We start from the raw sequence: 17,550 nt of genomic DNA on the forward strand, positions 1-17,550 counted from the left end.
CAACGCAGCAGCGCGTGTTCGGCGAGCACGCCGACACATGTCACGCGGTGCCTGAGCCAAAACTTAGGCATCACCCAGCCCCGTTTCACCTCGCCACACGCCCCGCACCGCTGTCTGTCGAGGCCAGAGCGGTAAGTTGGCTCACGAGCTCCTGGGCAACCTGCGTCAGGTAACCAAGTCGCCCGTCTAGCTGCTCGCGTGATCGTTGCCGGAGCGAGGGCACGAGCTCGCGAACGGCGCGTGCATCCTCTCCGTCGATCCGGACCAGCCGGAGGAGTGGCGCCCACGGATACCCTCGCTTCGCCAAGTCCTGAATCATTGCACCACGCCCAAGGGCCGACTCGATCGCCGCCGCCTCCCGCAGAACCGCACGCGCTTGGGCTTCCAGTGCACTTCGGTGCACAGACCACAACTGCGCCTCGCGTGCCGCCTCACGCTCACGCTCAGCCGCACAGCGCGCAGCAAAGTCCTGTTCCGCCACGCGGACGGCAGTCTCTGTCCACGCCCCTGAGGCCGTCACCGCCTCACGAAATTCGCGCAGTGACGTGATCGGCACCGCTCGGTCACCGTCCAGCCAGTAATAGCCAACCCGCCCCGTTTCGTCCGTCAGCCGCAGGAGATGCGGTGGGAGTTCGCCAAGAGCACGCTCCAAGAGTGTCTCGAGCACCTTAAGACCGTACGTGAGAAACCGCAACTCCTCTCGACGCTCCTCGTAGGTGCGACGGTCCAGCGTGACGGTCACCCGCCCCGCATCGTCGAAGACGCGGTACACCCGTTCCATCCGCGGGTGACGGCGGAAGACATCGGCAACGGCTGGGAGTTCGAACAACGTTTGCTCAAGCTCAGAGAGCGTGACCGGTGGTGACCATCCTGTCACTTGGGAGGTTGCCGCGTCCGGTTCGAGCAATGTCCGCAGGAGGTCCTGCTCCTCGCGATGCGCGAGTTCCCGCTCGAGCTCCTCCAGGAGGTGCCTCAACTCCCGACGACGCTCGGCCTCCGGTGCGACCGCGAGCCGCCGAATGTCTTCGCTGACCCGTGTCAGGATCGGCTGCAGTTCGCCAACCACATTGCGGAACCAATCGATCCGCTCCCCCAAGCGCAGGTAGATCTCTGCTTCGACCGTATCGTCATAGAGCAGGTGCACGATCCGCACCACGGGATGGCGTTGACCGATCCGATCAAAGCGACCAATCCGCTGTTCGACCCGCATTGGATTCCAGGGCAAGTCGTAGTTCACCAGGACGCCACAGGTCTGCAGGTTCAGACCCTCGCTCGCCGCGTCGGTGCAGAGCAGTAGCCGCACGCGTCGTCCCTCACGGAACAACCCCGCTAGCTCCGACCGACTGATTGGCTCCCACCTGCCGTCTCGCCAGACCTCGCCCCCACGACCGGAATAGCAAGCAACCTGACTTCCGTAGATCGGCACCAAGTGCTCACGGAGATCAAGAAGCGTATCGTAGTACTCCGTGAAGACGGCGACCGTCTCTGATTCGGCAAAGAGGCGCTCCAGCAACTGCCGCAGGTGCTGACGCTTGGAGTCACCGCGAAGATTTTGGAGATCTCCGAGGAAACTGCGCAGGTAACGGATCTCTTCCTCCGTCGCCCAGCGATCAATATCACTGAGCCGTTCCTGGAGATCACGGTCGAGTTCCTCGTCAGACACGTCTTCTTCCGTCAGACCAATATCGGTACTGCGCCTCTCCAGGAACGCCAACCGTCGCTCCAGACTGAGTCGCACCGCCGCGAAGCTCGAGGTGAGCCGACGCCGGTAGATCGTCATCACAAAGCCCAGTCCAGGCCGTTCAGCCTCGTACCGTGCGTAGAACTCCGTGACGTATTCCTCTATCCGGTCATACAGTGCACGCTCCGGATCAGTGAGCGTGACCCACTGCACCGCAGGATCGCGTTCAGCGAGCGGTTCGCTGAGCAGCCCACTTTCGCGGTACCGGCGGAGCAATGACCGGGTGTGACGGAGCATCAGTCGGCGAACGGGTGTATACCGGCGCAACGCAAGCCGCAGTGCAGCCTTCGACTCGGCATCAAGTGTCCGCGGCGGGTCACTGGCTCCGTCCGTCGTCAACAGTCGCGCGATCTGCTTCCAACGGGCCAACCCCAAACGTTCTCGCGTGCCTGCGACGAACTCATCATCGAGGCCACCACGTACCGCGAGCTCCTCGCGAGCGAGCTGAAGAAGGAATGTCCAGTCCGGCTCCTCCCCGTCGGTACGGCGGAATTGCTCGAAGTAGCGCACAAAGTCTTCAGGACTCGCCCCCCACCGACCCGGGAGGCCGAGGAGTGAGAGGAGTTCCCAGAGCTCGCTTGGGTGCAATTGCATCGGCGTGGCTGTGAGCAGCCAGAGCCCACGTGTCCGCATGCTCAGCTCGCGTAACAAAGACAGCAAGCGGTTCGGATGCCCATCGGCGTCCCGCCGTGCGTGGTGCGCCTCGTCGACCAGCACCAAGTCCCACGGCTGGGCCTGGAGAAGCTTCTCCGCCCAATCGCGTCGCTTGGCAAGGTGGCTCGAGAGCAACAGCAGCGGTTGCGTCTCCAGGAGCTCCGTCAGCTCAATAGGAAAACTGCCTCCCTCGGCGGACCAGAGCCTCCCCGCATCGTAGCGCGGAACAGCGAGTCCTGCCTTGTCCAGGAGCTCCTCCTGCCATTGCCGAACCAGTCCTCCCGGCACGAGCAACAAGACCCGCTGCACACGCCCGCCGAGCAGGAGCTCGCGTAAGGCCAGTGCTGCTTCAATCGTCTTCCCCAATCCCACCTCGTCGGCGAGCAGGAATCGCTCGGGATACTTCTCGACCAATCGCTCGACAACGCGTCGTTGGTGTGGCCACGGCACAACCGGCGCTGTGGCGAGTCCGACCCAACGGGCACCGACGACGCGCGGTAGGTCAAGCAAGAAGCGCGCAATCGCCCCATTGGCGTCGGGTCCTGCCTGGTAGATCGCAGATTCCTCGCGCACTTCCGGCACAGGCACTACGACCCGTTCCAGCGGGTCGTAGAGCGGGGGCTCATCAGTTCGGTACTGCAGCAGGTGCTGGCGCACGGCATCCGGCAAGGGAAGCGTCCGCCAGCGCTGTTCCTCCCCCTGCCAGAGTCGCTCGAACTGCTGCGCAATACCCTCAAGGTACCGACGGGACTCATCCCAGGAAAAGTAGACAGCGAGCGCTTCGTAATTCTGTACCCACCCCGCAGCAGTCTCGTTGACACTCCCTTCAAACGCAACTTGGTCACCGGTGGCGTCGGTAAACAGACCGTATTTCACGTGGAAGTACGGCGCCGCAGCCTCTGCTGCCAGTGGTTGTCCACGTGGCCCCAACGGTAACACGACACGGATCTCGAGTCGTTGCTCAGCCGCGAGCCACGCCAGGGCTGCGAGTCGCTCCCGCTCCAAGAGTTCCTCAACTGTGGCCAACCCCTGCAAGAGCCGCTGCTCGACGACCGCGCTGAGGGCCTCCCCGTAAAGAATTGCTTCTACATCTTCCGGGCTGAGCGCCGCGCCGACCAACAAGCGCATGCGACCGCCGTTGGCAACCAGCCGCGCTACTCCGGCGGCCGCCACGGCAAGCGCCGAACTGGAAAAGAATCCGGTCGCTCGGTCATAGCGCACACTCCGCTCAAGCGCCGGCAAGTAGAAGCGGTGGAGCCGATCATCACCCTCGCCATACCGAGGGGCGAAGGGATAACTGCGTAGGTCTGGAGCGCCCGCTACCTGCATGCCTGCCGCGCCTCTCCCTCACCGACAACACAGCAGAAGCGTCATCCGGCACCATCCCGGTGCGCTGAGTCCCCTCACGGCGCAAGCGAGCGAACCCTCACGAGCGGGAAGTCCCGCATGGACCGCGGGGCGGAAGCCAGTGATCCAACCGTGCCCGTGACTCTTCCCCACCACGCTTCCAGGAGAGCGAGGGACGACCGAACATCCCGGCTCAGCCAGTCGCGCTGCCTTACCGCGCAGAGTGACCGCGAATACTTTGCCACGGCGCACGAGGTCTGCTCCACCCGTTCCAAAGGCTAGTCACGCCTGATGCCGTGGCGCCGACCCCCTGCACGCAGCAACCTGAGCCGCCATCCCCTGCTCAGCAACTCTCATCCGACACGAGCCACGCACCAACCTCCTGCAGCAGGTAACGGCCCCAAGGACGGGCGGACGCCGACATCGCGCTCGACGACTGCAATCCCGTCTGGGCAAACGACTCGCCCTTGCCAGAATATCCCGTGCCGGAACCTTGACTGCGTCCATTCGTACCAGGGGCGAGCGGGTCGACCTCACGTCGCACTACCGCCCCGGCAGCGGTTGCGGAGCAGCCCGGAGGCCGAGCCGGAGCCGCCTCCCCGTTGGGGTGTACGCGCTGCCGCCGCGTGGACGAGCTGCTCCTGGCCCGACAGATCCAGTCCCTCCAGCGCTGTGTTCCCGATACCGGCGCATCATGAAAGCCTCGGCTGCCTCAGCCGCACTGACTCGGCCGAGGGACTTACTCGGCGCTGTCCTCATCGTCCTCCGCGTCTGCTCCATCCTCGCCCAGCACCAGCCGCGCCTGGCCATACACGTGCTTTTGTTCCGGCTCTTGCGGCGGTGCGATATCCGGGTAGCAGTAGGCGCGCAGGGCCTCCAGCCACTCCGCTTCGGGAAGTTGCAGACGACCGTCCCGGCCGCGCTGCCGCGGGATCGCCTCCAGCAGCGCGGCAACGTAGGCCCGGAAGGCATTGTCCCGCCGCAGCCCGACGCGCTCCAGGTAACGCTCCGCCGCCCCCACACCGTCCTCTTCAGTCAGGACAAGCGCCATGTGCAGTCCGTCCACAAGGCGTGTCGGCGTCCCGTCAACCGTCACCGCCTTGCGCTGCCACCGTTCCTTGGGGGTAAGGAGCTTGACTGCATCGTTGGCCCTCTGGGCCAGACGCGCGCCCGACAGAATCTCGCGCTCCAGCTCCACACCGGTGGCTAGCGCCAACTTGCGGGCCTCGTCGAATGGGAACTCCCGTGCCTTGAGCATCTCCCAGCTCATCAAGTACCAGTCGCTGATCGGATCAAACTGCATCCGCTGCCCATGCAGGAGCCGCTCACGGACCAGCCCAAGCACCTCTTCCCGCGCCGCATCGAGCGCCGCCTCGGCACGGAGCGGGATAGGTCGCCCCTGCGCGTCGGCCTGACTCGTCAACACGGGCCAGCGCGCCGAGATGACGCTGAGCGCCGTCCCATAGGTCGCCAGCACCAGATCGATTCCGTGCAACCCCCACGCTGCCAGCTCTTGGGCACGGGACCGGACCCGCTGCCGCAGGAGCGGCTTGATCTCGTCCCACCAGACAGCCCCTTCACCTGATGGGCGCTTGCGGCAACTCAGCAGGATCGTCGAACGCGCAGCGTTCTTCTTGGCCTGGTGCAAACTGTGCTCTGACTCAGTGTGGACTGGCCAGGACGCAGTCACTTGGAAGCCCGCGTCGATCAGCGCCTGCGCCAGCGCGTCCCAGGCGTCGACTCTCTTGTGGGTGAACATGACCGTCAGAACGCCGTCTGAGCGCAGGACGCGGGCACACTCTTGGAAGATGGCGGTCATTTTGCGCTCGTAGTCCCGCCGTGCCAAATCCTGTGCCTGGCCGCGCCGACCCAGTGCAGCGAACCGTGCCGGGTTGGCCACCGCCTCGCTATCCTTCTCGGTCAGCGGGGCAGAGAACCAGTCCGGGTAGAGGTGCCCCACGGTGCGCTTGAGCCAGACATAGAAGAAATCAGAAAGCTCTGCGTACTGGACGTTGTCGTAGTAGGGCGGGTCGATGCAGACCAGGTGGACCGAGCCGTCCGGGAGATGGCGAAGATTCCGGGCATCGCCCTGGGTGATGCGCAGACGCTCGACCGGGGACTGACCCTGGCGCTGCCAGAGTGGCAGCCGGGCTGGCTGGGTCAGCTGGGCGATCCCACGGTAGGCATCGACCACCTGGTTGATCGCCCAGTCAAGCCCCTTACCCGCCGCCACCACCGCCATCTCGGCATAGCTCCACTTCATGCTGAAGTCATGGCGGTCAAAGGTATTGGCAATGGTACTGTGCCGCGAGTGCCAACACGACAATCGTGAGTTGTAGTTGGCCAGCTTATCCACCGCCAACGCCAAGTAGGTCAGGACGGCCCGGGCGCGGTCGGCCGGCAATGCGGCGAACAACTCCGACTCCAACGCCCGTAACGCCTCGACCGTCGTCCCGAGCGCGAGCAACTGTCGTGGGTTGAACAGATCCCGCCAGCGGGTCATGCCGTAGCGGAGCGGTTCAGCAGTCTTATTGCCGAGCGGGATCTCCTCATCCGGCAGCACGTCGCGGGCCAGCCAGATGGGAAGGCGGCGGGCCAGCTCGGCCTCGGCGGCCGCCGCCGCAGCAAGGTCAGCTTCAGTCGGCGGACGGAAGTCGATACCCCGCGCCGTCTTGACAACGACGGCATAGAGTTGCTGGCCCATGCGACCGGCCTGCGCCTCCCGCTTGATGTAGTCCCCGTCGACCACCTGCCCGGTCCAGGGAGAGACGGCGTCGCCGCGGCGGATGGTCCCCTGCTCCGCGACGCGGTCGGCCTCCGCACCGCGCACGATCTCGAAACGACACTCCGGCCAGTCAGGCTGGCAAAGGAGCCGCACCGCGACATGGGCACGGTTGTCTCGCTGGAGCCACCAGTTCGGGGAGAGAGGAATCGGCTTCCCGGTCTGGGGACAGGCGACGGTACGGGCCCAGAGGTAGGCATGGACGAGACCGTTCGACTCGCGGGGGTAGATGACTTCGAGTGGTGGCTCCAACCGCCCGATAAGACGAGCGCTCCACTGCAGAATCTCTTCGGCCAGAGTTTCACCAAAACGGGCTGGGTAATCAAGCGTAGCGCACAGGATAACAGCGGCAACCGGATTGAGCTCGTTCGCATGCACCGTTAGCCCGATCCGCAATGATTCGAGGGGTATAGAGCCACCACCTGCTGTAGGGTCAAGCACCGTAACAAGGTCACTTTCCCAGTGATCTGCAAGCAACTGCACCAGAGCAGCCAGCTCCTCTTCAAGCGGCGAGAACATGAACGCGCGCTTGTAACCGAATGCCCCGTACGCGAGCCGCTCACCGCGGGCGTCGGCCTCGGCAATCCTGGCGCGGGCAGCGACCGGATCGCCATGGATCCCCAAGAGCCAGCGGAACCAGCTGTGGTAGGCCTCGCGAGTGGGAAAGCGCTGCCGCAGCGGCTCTGGCCAATCCGGCCGCCAGGCTGGTAAGAGACTCGCCAGCACCGCCGCCCGACTGACCACCAACGGCCGCCGCGCCCACCAGACGTGGAGAAAATAGAGGGGCGGCAAAGCACTGCTCGCCGACCGCTCGCGCTGCGCCTCGATGCCCAACTCCTGGATTGGCAGCCACTCCTCGATTAAGAGAGGCCCTGTCTGCACCCTCGTCGTCGCCCCTGCTTCCTCACCGTGCCTCATGGCGCGTCCCTTTCTTATCCTGACGCGGAAGCTCCTCTGCCGCTACTGCCCGGCAGCACTCGGTGCGGCTGTGTCTTCCAGTTCCGCTGCGCTTCCCCGTGGCCACCGTGCCCGATGCGCGGGCTGCGCGCGGAGAGCCGCTCGCACCCGCCCGCGGTCGATACTGCACCACTGTTCCTCGATCATCGACCCAGGAGCGAGCAGCCAGGCCGCTATGGGGTTGCCCCCACCAGAGTGCCCAGCCCCCGATCGACGGCCGTGTCAGCCGATAAACACCATCACGGTAGCCAGCCCACCATAACCAGCGCGGTAAGGCCGCTGGCACGGCAACCGGCTCGTCCACGGCCAATTCCCCGACCAGTGGGATCTCCTCCGCACGGCCATCCTTCCTCTGCAGACGCGCCAGCGGCCCGTCCGGCCCCGGCACAACACTCAGAAAGACACCCTGCGCCTGCTGCCTACCCGTGAGCCGGATCGCACGTCTGGCTGCCTTCGCCAACGATGCCGAGTCGAGGACAGCAACCAGCGGGCCGGAGGCAAACAAGAGCTCTGCAGCCGCTTCTGGACAGGGTCGCACCGCGGCCCGCCACCAGAACGGGAGAGAGGGGGAAAGAACGCCGCCGAGCATCAGGCTCGCCGGGCGGCGACGCCTACCGAAAAGACGCGCGAGCAGTGGCGGTCGTACCCGCTCAAGGATGAACGCCATCCCCCACGGTCTGAGGTTCCGGAAGCACCCTTCCGGCCAGGGGCCGTCACCCGGCCACCACACCGCGAGATGACGCCGGCCCACCCAGACGCCATGCTCACCCCACGGAGACGGACCGGGTGCCACCAGCACGACATCGTTGCGCAGGAGCGGCAACTTGAGCATCCGGCGCGCTCCCTTCGGTTCCTCTAAGGCCCCTCCTCGGTGTCCGGCGCGGTCGGATCGATCCCAGTTGACAACTGATCGCCACGGTCCGCAACCTGCGGCAGCTTCTTCTTTGCCGAGCCGTGCCCCCGGTGCTGTGTCAGCGGCTCCTCACAATGCCGCACCACAGTCCCATGCTCATCCTCGATATGCTCAAAGTACCAGTCGTTCTCCCGGTCAATGATCCGATGGATTCTGTGCCACTCCCCGGTCTTCTGGAAGCAACTCTCTCCAGATCGAACCTCACGATACGGCTTGTCCCGGCCTGGCTTCCACTGCATCAGGACCACCCGCGCCTTCAGATCCAGCGTCACGCTGTCCGAGACAGAGATCTGCTGATGCCCCGAGCCGCACTCGGGACACGCACTGTGGGCTGGAGAAAGAGGCGCGCCGCAGTTCATGCATCGTATCGTTGGCTGAGGACCATCCTGAGAGGAGTGGTCTTGTGCACTCATTGGCATCGAGCTCTCCGGAGAGTCCGTCCCTGAGTCCGCGTCCAACCCTCTCACGCTGCGCTGCTCTCACTCGCCGGCCAGCAGGATCCGTAGTGCGCGGCGTCCGCGGCGCGCGCGACCTGGCCTGGTGCATTGGGCGTACCAGTAGTACGTCTCCTCATCCGCCAGCTGCCGCACCCCTTCAATCAGCCGCACCATCCGCTCTACCCGACGCAGAGGCCGCAGTGTCAGGAAGAGCACACCGAAGCGCGCTCCCAGTGCATCGGGCAGTTGCACCCGTCCGTTGCGCTCCAGTTCCTGCACCTCAGCCCGACCGAGCCAGTACCGGAGATCGTTCTCGGCAACGGTCAGCGCTCGGCCAGAGAGGGATCCCACCCGCTGACGCTTGAGCCGCCGACGGGCACGCCCGTCCGCCGCCCGCTGCTCCACCTGCCATAAGACCACCTCGCGCCTCGTTGCTCGTTGTCGCACGGTGAGCTCAAACCAGCGTCCCGTACAGTTCCCCGTCATGTGGTTTACTCCCGATACCCTTGCGCCGTGAGCAGCACTTTCCCTAACGCGGCAGCCAGTTCGCCTTCACCACACCGGACCAGCTGCTGGGTTTCCACAACGGTGAGTTGTTCATAGCGAAGCTGGAAGCGGGCAGACAGGTGCCGAGCGTCGGAGAGTGGTGCTTCGAAGAGGCTCCGATAGCGCAGGTATTGCTCAGGCGGACCAGTGAAGGTCAGGTCAAGCTCACCACCCTGCCCGAGTGTGGCCGTCAAGGACGCTTCAAGCTTCGGCTCTAGTTGCCCCAAGGAACGGAGCTGATCGACCCAGAGCCCAAAGGCCCGCACCTCACTCGCCTCCGCGGTCTCAAGGTGCAGCGTGAGATTCGCGAGGAGCGTCAACTGCCGATCACGAATCTCATCCAGGAGACCCACAAAGACTTGACCGACAGTGCCTTCACGCTTGATCCATTCCTCGATTTGCTGCTCCGGTCGTGGCCGAACTTCTTCAGCACAGCGACACTGCTCTGTCGGCTCGCCACAGACAGGACAGTACTGGGTAACCACTGGGGCGGGACTTTTCCCGGGACGGACGACGGGGAGACCAGCCCGTTCCGCCGCTTCTGGGGTATAGACGAACGTATCATCCGCCAGCCGGATGCTGGGTTCTCGGCCAGAATGTGCATCGTACGCTTCCCTCGCGGCCGCATCATAATAGACCCAGACGTCAGCCCGGATTCCCAATCGGATGATCTCGCGCAGCGCATTTGCCGCGTCCGCGAGGATGGGCAGACCAGTGTAGCGAGCGAAGGCGCGTCGCAGCTCAACGGTGGAAAGGTACTCCTGCTTCCCAAACGCACGCTGCTGCACCAAGGCAGGAGCGGGAAGGCCTTTGCCAGCCTCGGCGTGCCGAATTTTCTCGAGTTCTCGTAATCGCTCCTCAATAACCGTGGTCTGGTTCTTTTCGACCGTCCCTTGATCGCGGATGGGCAGCATCTCCCGTTGGAGCGGTACGCTGTTAATCGCCGCATCCCCCTGCGGGTAATACAGAAAGCGGTAAGCACGCAGGATCGCTATCCGTAGTTGGAGCTCCTCGTCGCCCCTTCGTGTCTTCAACTCTTGCTGTTTCTGTTCGCTAAGTAACGGGTCTCGCCTCGCGAGCAGCCGGTCCAATGCGAGCACCGTTCGCGCCCGTTCCACAGCCGTGCCAACAGCTCCTCCATCCGCCACAAGGAAGACCACGTTGTTACGGTAGGTACGGAAGCTGTTCTGTCCCGCCTGTTCGAACAGCCGCCGCACGAGCTCCGGCACTGTCTCTTCGTCTGCCGTCGTCGTTACCGCATCGAAGTGAAGGATCACCAGTCTCGGTTGGTCGGCGTCATCCGGGAGCTCGGCCGGGTCGCTCGGAAAGAACTCCGGCTTAAGCACGCTCGGCTTGAAGATCGCCTCAATCCGTTGGCAGATGAACTCTTTTGCCTGCGTGACAGGAACACGCGCTCGCTCTTCGTCAATGATCTTCTGGAGCTGCGGCTCAGTGGCAAACCAATATCGATGATGCCCCTCGTCCGTGGCCAAGAACCAGCACTGCCGCCGCAGTTCGTCGAGCACGCGGGCAAGCGTGTCGGGTTGGTCATTAGGACGCAGCGTTGCAGCAAGAAGCGAGGGCGGGTCGATCCCGACGACGCCGGCGCTCGCCAAGGAGTGCAGGAAGATCGTGGTCGCCAGACGTTGGGCTGGACGCAAGTCGCCATATGCCAAATCAATCGCCTCGGCGTGGGACGGTGCCTTGGGATCACGGGAAGCGATATCCGCTTCCGCAACCTGCTTGAAAGCCGGCCGATCCAGGCGGTTGGTCAAGTCTTCCAAGATGTCCGGATCACCCAGATCGACGTCAGCCGGATGGATCAGCCACAGATGTGGTGGCTTCCGGTTCCAGAGGCGCCGCACCACGCGCGCCAGAAGTCGCAGGGCACCACGAGTCCGCTGAAAGTTCGGGATCGAACCGACCCGGGTATCTAGGACCTGGACAAGCTCCGGATGGAAGGGATAACTGCGCGCAATGCGCTCGGCATACTCCGCCATCGTGACCGCTGGCGGCAACGACACCTTTTGCCCATCCCATCGACGCAAGGCCTCGAGATAGGCCTGCGCCACCTCCTCGGCCGCTCTCTGGTCAACGTATTCGAAAAGACGATGGACCACGATAGCGGGGATCTCTTCCGGCTCGGCCGGGGTCAACAACCGCGCACTTCGGGCAATCACCGAAAGCGCTTCACGGAGCCGTTCGGTCCCTTCGGCAAAGGCATCGGTCGAGGACGCCATGGTGAGCACGACTAAGACATTCCGCCGTGCTGCCGCAAACTCGAGCAATGCATGCAAGAAAGCGATCGTCTGGTCGGCCAGCGTCCCCTTCCCGGTTGCAGTTGGGACTGCCTCGGCCACGACGACATAGCGTGCCAGCTCATCCAGAAGGATGAGGACCGGTCGCTCACCAAACAATTGCTCAAGCGTCGCTCGACCTGGCGCTGCCTTCGTGCGGTGGTCAGACTCCTCCACCAGGCGATACGCTTTTGGGCCTCCAAGCTGGTAAGCAAGTTCTCCCCAGAGCGTATACGTCGTCACCTCGGGATGTGGCACCCCCTGGGTGGGATCAAGATCGGTGCCCACGACCGCAGCCACGCTGACCGAACCGCGTTCTGGCAACGGCATCTCACCGACAACCCGGGCTGCCGCTCGCTCACCACGCGCGGCATGGTAGAGGGCAATAAGCGCGTGCGTCTTCCCGCCACCGAACGGCGTCTCAAGGAGGAGGACGCCATTGGCAGATGGATCGCTCCCGGTCAGGCGACCGAGTGCCTCGCGCAAAAAGGTTCGTAGCTGCATCGTTGGATACGTCTGGCTGAAGAAACGTTCCGGGTCTTGGTACACCGGTTCGGCCGTCCCCAGAACCACGCTTGCCAGACTCGCGGCAAACAAGTCGTCACGGAGCTCGCCGCTGAGCACTTCCGGCCGTGGGACACAGGCCTCAAAGATCGTTCGCATCGCACTCCCACTCCCGCCTTGTCGACCATCGCTTCCCACCGCCACTGACCACTGAGTCCGCGGCCAGCATGGAGTTCGCCACGAGAGCACCGAGCTTGGTAAAGACAGCATATACGACGACCAGGCCATCGAGCACAAGGACGCCCCACTGCCGTCCTTGAGTCGTTCCCGGTCGCACGATTGAGCCGCTCAGGATCTTTTCCGAACCAAGGCGCACAGGCTCGGTGCGTCTCAACGCGGTGCGAGTTCGCCCGCGCCGCACTCCCTCTCCCACACGCTCGGCCCAAGACACCAGTTGGAGGAGCCCCTTGCTGACCGGGTGACCAGCAGCCTGCGCCGAGTGATCACACGCAGCGCACGGCCGCAGGAGCTTTGAACAACCCCACTCTTTCATTCCCATCTGCACCCGAGAGAACTCCCGGTCAAAGCAGTCCTCCTCGTGTTCTCCTGACCACCTTCGCGCAGAACCGCTCCGGCTCCACTGTGATCCATTCTTCGCTGCAGACCTCAGGGAGTCAGGCGGAAGAACGTCGTGACATACCGGTCAGCCAGGAACGGGTCATCATACATCAGAAGACCTGCTGCATCCGACGAGAGTACCTCCCAACAGACGTTGCCGCGGATTGTTCCGCCGGTAAATACCTCGCGGTCGCTAATTTCGTCCGGGATCACTCCACAGCTGTGCTCGAACGTGCTGTAGGAGACGTTCGCCGGACCGACCGCACGCAGGCGGAAGCTCCCGTCAAAGCGCGCCGAGCCCTGACCGCGATACGTCGCTTCGACCGTTGCGATGAAGAACTGATGTCCTGCAGCCGGCGGTTCGTTGAACATATTCTCGCGCAGGACGAGCTCCGTGGCGTTCGGGATCACCCCGACGACGCGCACCTCCCAGTTGCCGTAGAGAATCGCCGACTCTCCACGCGGAATTGGGTTGTTGCGGCTCCCCCGATCGGGCGCAAGTTCGTAGCGCCAGCGATAGTAGTGCTGCCCCACATTCCCCGCCTCCACTTGCCATCCGGGGGGATTATCGGGCGTGTAGGTCAGAACCCGCCGCTCGAACACTTGAACGAGGACCTGCTTTGGCTGACCACCCACCCGGACCGTCGTCCAATAGGCTTCGGTGATCGGGAAACCCGTTGCGTAGAAGGGATTGGGGAAAAGCGGCCCCTCGCGGAAGAGCCCGTACTCCGCGATCAGCCCGCGGCTGTTCATGAACGCCCAGAACGGTGAGGCGACCGTGTGTTGGGTCTCCGGGACCAGAACCGCAGCAGTCACCCGATAGCGAGCCAACGCGGGATCCTGTCCAACTGAGCCGTTCCGATCGATGGTGGCCGTGATGACCTGTCCAGTCGGAACGGGAGGAGCGCTCAGGAGGGCACTGAAGCTTGCGTAGGTCGGCGCATCTGGATCGTCTGGATCACCAGCCACCGGGATCTGGGCCGGGCCGTAGTCTTGGAATGTGTTGTCCCCATATTGCCGCCGTCCAGTGACCAGTTCCTTGGCCAAGAGCCCATTCGTGACCCGCCATGGCGAGTCGTACGGCTCATGCTCGTTCAGCTCCATCCGCGTCTTGTCAAAGTACTGGACGGAGCGTGCCCCATCTTCGGCCTCCACATAGCGCTCCCAGAGCGCCGGAGTGAACGGTCCTGGCCCCCACATCCAGGTCCGCGCTGCTCGTCCGGCCTGCACCGGGAGATCAGTGCGTTCCCACGTCTTCCGGAACTCGTAGTGCCCAAACTCCACCTGCTGCGCCTGCACCGGCGCGATCCCTTGGACAGCAACAGCAAGAAGCATCGCGAGGAACAGCGAGAGTCGCCGCATTGCTACACCCCCTTAGTGAATCTCCCGTCCCTACTTTGAGCACGGCACGGGAATAGAGGTGTTCCCACGTCGACGGCAGCTCCCGGACAGTGCCACCGACCCACGATCGCCCGATCACGGGAGCGGACCAACGGTTTGCAACCAACCATCGCTTGGAAGGAGCCAGGGCGTCTCAATGCTCAGCGCCGCTGCCACTTGGTGGAACGTGCTCGTGGGAAGGGGCAATCTCGCGTGACGCTGCGCCCCACTCCGGCACCGAAGCCAGACGAGGCCTCAAACCCACGTGCTTCGCTTGACAACACTCACCGCTTTTGCTACCGTCCCGTCCGAGAAAAGAGGAGACGGCCGCGGGAGCTCGGGGAGCCGGGCTGAGAGGGTGGCCCAACCATCTGCCACCGACCGTGGAACCTGACCTGGGTAATGCCAGCGGAGGGAAGGCCGGTGTGCTCACCGCCACTCTTACCCTGTCTGATCTCACCTCCCTTTCGCTTCACCAACTGAACCGGGGTGCCTGTCCGCCCTCCACGCAGAACCTCTCCTCCTGGCGAGACGCACATCAGCGACGCGCGGCAGGAGGACGCCGGTGACGAGTGGTCCTCTCCCCTGGCGGGTCGAGCTCCGCCACGTCACCAAGACCTTCTACCGCGGGCGGCAGGCACTCACCGTGCTCGGACCACTCGATCTCCGCGTTTCCGACCGGGAATTCGTTGGTCTCGTCGGCCCCTCGGGATGCGGCAAAAGCACGCTGCTCAACGTGATCGCCGGCATCGAGCAACCGACCAGCGGCGAGGTCTGGCTCGACGGCGAACCCGCACCGGAGCGACTCGGTCGCGTCGCTTACATGCATCAGCGCGATCTCCTTCTCCCCTGGCGGACCGTCCTTGACAACGCCATCTTGCCGCTGGAACTCCGCGGCATACCCCGTCGGGAAGCGGCGGCACGTGCCCGTCCTTGGCTTGAGCGTTTTGGACTCGCGGAGTTCACACGCGCCTACCCCGCACAGCTCTCAGGCGGCATGCGTCAGCGCGTCGCCTTTTTGCGCACGCTCCTGGCTGACCGACCGCTCATCCTCTTGGATGAACCGTTCGGTGCACTCGACGCGCTCACGCGGGCAAGTCTGCAGGAGTGGCTCCTCACCCTCTGGGAAGAGTTGGATCGCACAGTGATCCTCGTCACCCACGACGTCGAGGAGGCGCTCTTCCTGAGTGATCGCGTGCTGGTACTCAGTCCACGCCCCGGCAGGATCGTGCGCGAAATCATGGTCGATCTCCCGCGTCCACGTCCCTATGAGATCGTCACCGACCCTCGTTTCGTGCGACTCAAGGCCGAGATCCTGGCCGAGCTTCGAGCCCGCTCCACCCTGGAGGTACCGCTCGATGGCACGTGACCGCTTGCTTGCTCGTGACCGCATCGTACCCCTCCTCATCCTCGCCGCAGTGCTGTTGGTTTGGGAACTTGCCATCCCCGTCTTGCAGGTACCACGCTGGGTCCTTCCCCCGCCGAGTGCAGTGGTGCAAGCGCTGATCCGCGATCAGCGACTCCTCCTGCACCACCTCACAGTGACTCTGGAGGAGGTCGGGTTGGGACTCGCCTTCTCTGTGCTGCTCGCCATCGTGCTCGCCATCGGCATTGTCAGCTCCCGACTCGTCGAACGCTCGGTCTACCCATTCGTCATCGCCTCGCAGGCCGTGCCGATCGTCGCACTTGCGCCGATCCTCCTCATTTGGTTCGGCTACGGCCTCACTCCCAAGGTGATCGTGGTAGTTCTGGTCTGCTTTTTCCCGATTGCCGTGAACTTGGTGGATGGGTTACGTGGCGTCGATCCGGAATTTGTCGATCTCGTGCGGAGTTTTGGAGGGACATCCTGGCAGACGCTCCGCGTGGTCCGCATTCCGGGCGCACTACCGGCTTTCTTTTCCGGTCTCCGCGTCGCCGCAGCGGTCAGTGTCATTGGCGCCTTGATCGGTGAATGGGTCGGCTCATCGGCAGGACTCGGCTATTTGATGATTCGTGCTGCCTCGCAGTTTTACACCGATCGCGTTTTTGCGGCTGTGCTCGTGAGCGCTGTCGTCAGCATCGGTCTTTTCGGGTTCGTGAGTGTGGTTGAGCGCTTCGCGCTTCCCTGGCGCAGGCCAGCGAGAACGGAAACGTGAGAAGGAGAGGAGGAATTGAGGATGGTTCCCGCGCAAACGATGACGCGGCGAGCCTTCCTTGGACTCGCCGGTCTTGCTTTCATCGGCGCTTGCCGCCAAGCACCTTCGCCAACTGCGGCGCCGGCATCACCGACCGCCAGCGGAACGTCTCCGGGTGCGACCACGCCAGTCACCACCCCGCGCGAAGCCGTCAGCGTCGCACTGGATTGGTACCCGTGGTCGAACCATACTGGGCTTCTCATGGCACGCGAACGCGGGCATTTCCATGACGTCGGACTGGATGTGACATTGCAAGTTCCAGCGAACCCGGAGGACGTATTGAAGTTGGTCGCCACGGGCAGAAACACGTTCGGTATTAGCTATCAGACGGACGTGCTCCTAGCACGAGCCGAAGGGATCCCGGTCGTCTCGATCGCCGCGTTGGTGCAACATCCTCTCAATTCCGTTATGGCACTCGAAGGGAGTGGGATCAGTCGCCCTCGCGATCTCGCCGGGAAAAAGGTTGGGTATCCTGGGTTGCCCAGCGACGAGGCCTTACTCGCAACCATGCTCGAATTTGACGGCGCACGATTAGACGACGTCACACTCGTCAATGTCGGCTTCGAGCTCGTCCGCGCCCTTCTCAGTCGGCACGTTGATGCGGTCATCGGAGCCTATTGGGTACACGAGTCGATCCTCATCGAGCAGCAAGGAGAACGGCCGGTTATTCTGCGTGTTGAGCAGTGGGGTGTCCCAGACTTCTACGAACTCGTGATGGTCACAAGCGAGCAGGAACTGCGGGACCACGCGGAGCGCGTGCAGCGCTTTGTCCGCGCGATGATCCGTGGATACCAGGACGCGCAGGCGGACCTCGTCGCCGCGGTGGACCTCCTCGTCCGGGAGTACCCCGATACCAACCGCCCGTTAGAAGAAGAAGGGATCCGGCGGCTTGCCCCGCTCTGGACAGAGGGGGTTCCAATCTTCGGCTGGCAGGAAGCGAAGCGCTGGACCGACTATGCGGCTTGGATGCAGCAGCGCGGCCTGCTGAGCGCCGAGGTCGACCCCAATGCAGCGTTCACCAATCGCTTCGTGGAAGCGGCACGATGAGTCCCGCGGGCTACCTGCCCATTGGGCAACACACTCACCGCTGGCGCAGTTTTTGACCGTCGGTGCTCGCTCCTCCGGCTTGGTGCCGGCCCAAGATCCCCAGTGCGCACACTCGGCTAGACGGCTCGTCAGCACAATCTGCATCGTTCCGTC

General features: G+C 63.8%; 11 protein-coding genes and 1 riboswitch. Of the genes, 3 read left to right on the plus strand and 8 right to left on the minus strand.

Going from position 1 to position 17,550, the window contains the following annotated elements; all coding sequences use genetic code 11:
* Window positions 1-85: 85 nt before the first annotated feature.
* From NET03_RS11580 to NET03_RS11615, 8 genes are all read right to left on the minus strand, one after another.
* Window positions 86-3,724: a DEAD/DEAH box helicase gene (locus NET03_RS11580; protein ID WP_252129084.1), complete on the minus strand. Its 3,639-nt coding sequence runs from the start codon at window positions 3,722-3,724 to the stop codon at window positions 86-88.
* A 757-nt stretch (window positions 3,725-4,481) separates the two neighbouring features.
* Window positions 4,482-7,442 (minus strand): DUF1156 domain-containing protein, encoded by a 2,961-nt coding sequence (locus NET03_RS11585; protein ID WP_252129085.1) that lies wholly within the window; start codon window positions 7,440-7,442, stop codon window positions 4,482-4,484.
* The gene (locus NET03_RS11590) at window positions 7,429-8,313 is read right to left on the minus strand and encodes a hypothetical protein (protein ID WP_252129086.1); all 885 of its coding nucleotides are present in this window, start codon (window positions 8,311-8,313) and stop codon (window positions 7,429-7,431) included. Before NET03_RS11590 ends, NET03_RS11585 begins: the two co-directional genes overlap by 14 nt.
* Before the next feature lie 23 nt (window positions 8,314-8,336).
* Window positions 8,337-8,633: a hypothetical protein gene (locus NET03_RS11595; RefSeq protein WP_252129087.1), complete on the minus strand. Its 297-nt coding sequence runs from the start codon at window positions 8,631-8,633 to the stop codon at window positions 8,337-8,339.
* A gap of 240 nt (window positions 8,634-8,873) precedes the next feature.
* Window positions 8,874-9,317, minus strand: coding sequence for a DUF7680 family protein (locus NET03_RS11600; RefSeq protein ID WP_252129088.1), 444 nt, complete (start codon window positions 9,315-9,317; stop codon window positions 8,874-8,876).
* A 5-nt stretch (window positions 9,318-9,322) separates the two neighbouring features.
* The gene (locus tag NET03_RS11605) at window positions 9,323-12,337 is read right to left on the minus strand and encodes an ATP-binding protein (protein ID WP_252129089.1); all 3,015 of its coding nucleotides are present in this window, start codon (window positions 12,335-12,337) and stop codon (window positions 9,323-9,325) included.
* On the minus strand, window positions 12,321-12,743 hold the full coding sequence (locus tag NET03_RS11610) for a hypothetical protein (RefSeq protein ID WP_252129090.1): 423 nt from the start codon (window positions 12,741-12,743) through the stop codon (window positions 12,321-12,323). Before NET03_RS11610 ends, NET03_RS11605 begins: the two co-directional genes overlap by 17 nt.
* Before the next feature lie 101 nt (window positions 12,744-12,844).
* Complete coding sequence (locus NET03_RS11615; protein WP_252129091.1) at window positions 12,845-14,158, minus strand: hypothetical protein; 1,314 nt, start codon at window positions 14,156-14,158, stop codon at window positions 12,845-12,847.
* Window positions 14,159-14,495: 337 nt separating this feature from the next.
* A riboswitch (TPP riboswitch) is annotated at window positions 14,496-14,611 on the plus strand.
* A 130-nt stretch (window positions 14,612-14,741) separates the two neighbouring features.
* Here NET03_RS11615 and NET03_RS11620 point away from each other — a divergent pair.
* Genes NET03_RS11620 through NET03_RS11630 form a run of 3 tightly spaced genes read left to right on the plus strand, consistent with a single transcriptional unit; the run spans window position 14,742 to window position 17,397 of the window.
* The gene (locus NET03_RS11620) at window positions 14,742-15,545 is read left to right on the plus strand and encodes an ABC transporter ATP-binding protein (RefSeq protein WP_252129092.1); all 804 of its coding nucleotides are present in this window, start codon (window positions 14,742-14,744) and stop codon (window positions 15,543-15,545) included.
* Window positions 15,535-16,311, plus strand: a complete 777-nt coding sequence (locus NET03_RS11625; protein ID WP_252129093.1) for an ABC transporter permease — start codon at window positions 15,535-15,537, stop codon at window positions 16,309-16,311. The genes NET03_RS11620 and NET03_RS11625 overlap by 11 nt, the downstream gene beginning before the upstream one ends.
* A gap of 21 nt (window positions 16,312-16,332) precedes the next feature.
* Window positions 16,333-17,397, plus strand: coding sequence for an ABC transporter substrate-binding protein (locus NET03_RS11630; protein ID WP_252129094.1), 1,065 nt, complete (start codon window positions 16,333-16,335; stop codon window positions 17,395-17,397).
* Window positions 17,398-17,550: the final 153 nt, after the last annotated feature.

Origin of the sequence: Thermomicrobium sp. CFH 73360 (assembly GCF_023806465.1) — a bacterium.
GTDB lineage: Bacteria > Chloroflexota > Chloroflexia > Thermomicrobiales > Thermomicrobiaceae > Thermomicrobium.

Excerpts from the sequence above, each read along its gene's own strand:
- NET03_RS11630 (WP_252129094.1), top strand. The coding sequence starts at position 16,333 with ATGGTTCCCGCGCAAACGATGACGCGGCGAGCCTTCCTTGGACTCGCC.
- NET03_RS11595 (WP_252129087.1), bottom strand. The coding sequence starts at position 8,633 with ATGCAGTGGAAGCCAGGCCGGGACAAGCCGTATCGTGAGGTTCGATCT.
- NET03_RS11580 (WP_252129084.1), bottom strand. The coding sequence starts at position 3,724 with ATGCAGGTAGCGGGCGCTCCAGACCTACGCAGTTATCCCTTCGCCCCT.
- NET03_RS11605 (WP_252129089.1), bottom strand. The coding sequence starts at position 12,337 with ATGCGAACGATCTTTGAGGCCTGTGTCCCACGGCCGGAAGTGCTCAGC.
- NET03_RS11585 (WP_252129085.1), bottom strand. The coding sequence starts at position 7,442 with ATGAGGCACGGTGAGGAAGCAGGGGCGACGACGAGGGTGCAGACAGGG.
- NET03_RS11615 (WP_252129091.1), bottom strand. The coding sequence starts at position 14,158 with ATGCGGCGACTCTCGCTGTTCCTCGCGATGCTTCTTGCTGTTGCTGTC.
- NET03_RS11625 (WP_252129093.1), top strand. The coding sequence starts at position 15,535 with ATGGCACGTGACCGCTTGCTTGCTCGTGACCGCATCGTACCCCTCCTC.
- NET03_RS11590 (WP_252129086.1), bottom strand. The coding sequence starts at position 8,313 with ATGCTCAAGTTGCCGCTCCTGCGCAACGATGTCGTGCTGGTGGCACCC.
- NET03_RS11600 (WP_252129088.1), bottom strand. The coding sequence starts at position 9,317 with ATGACGGGGAACTGTACGGGACGCTGGTTTGAGCTCACCGTGCGACAA.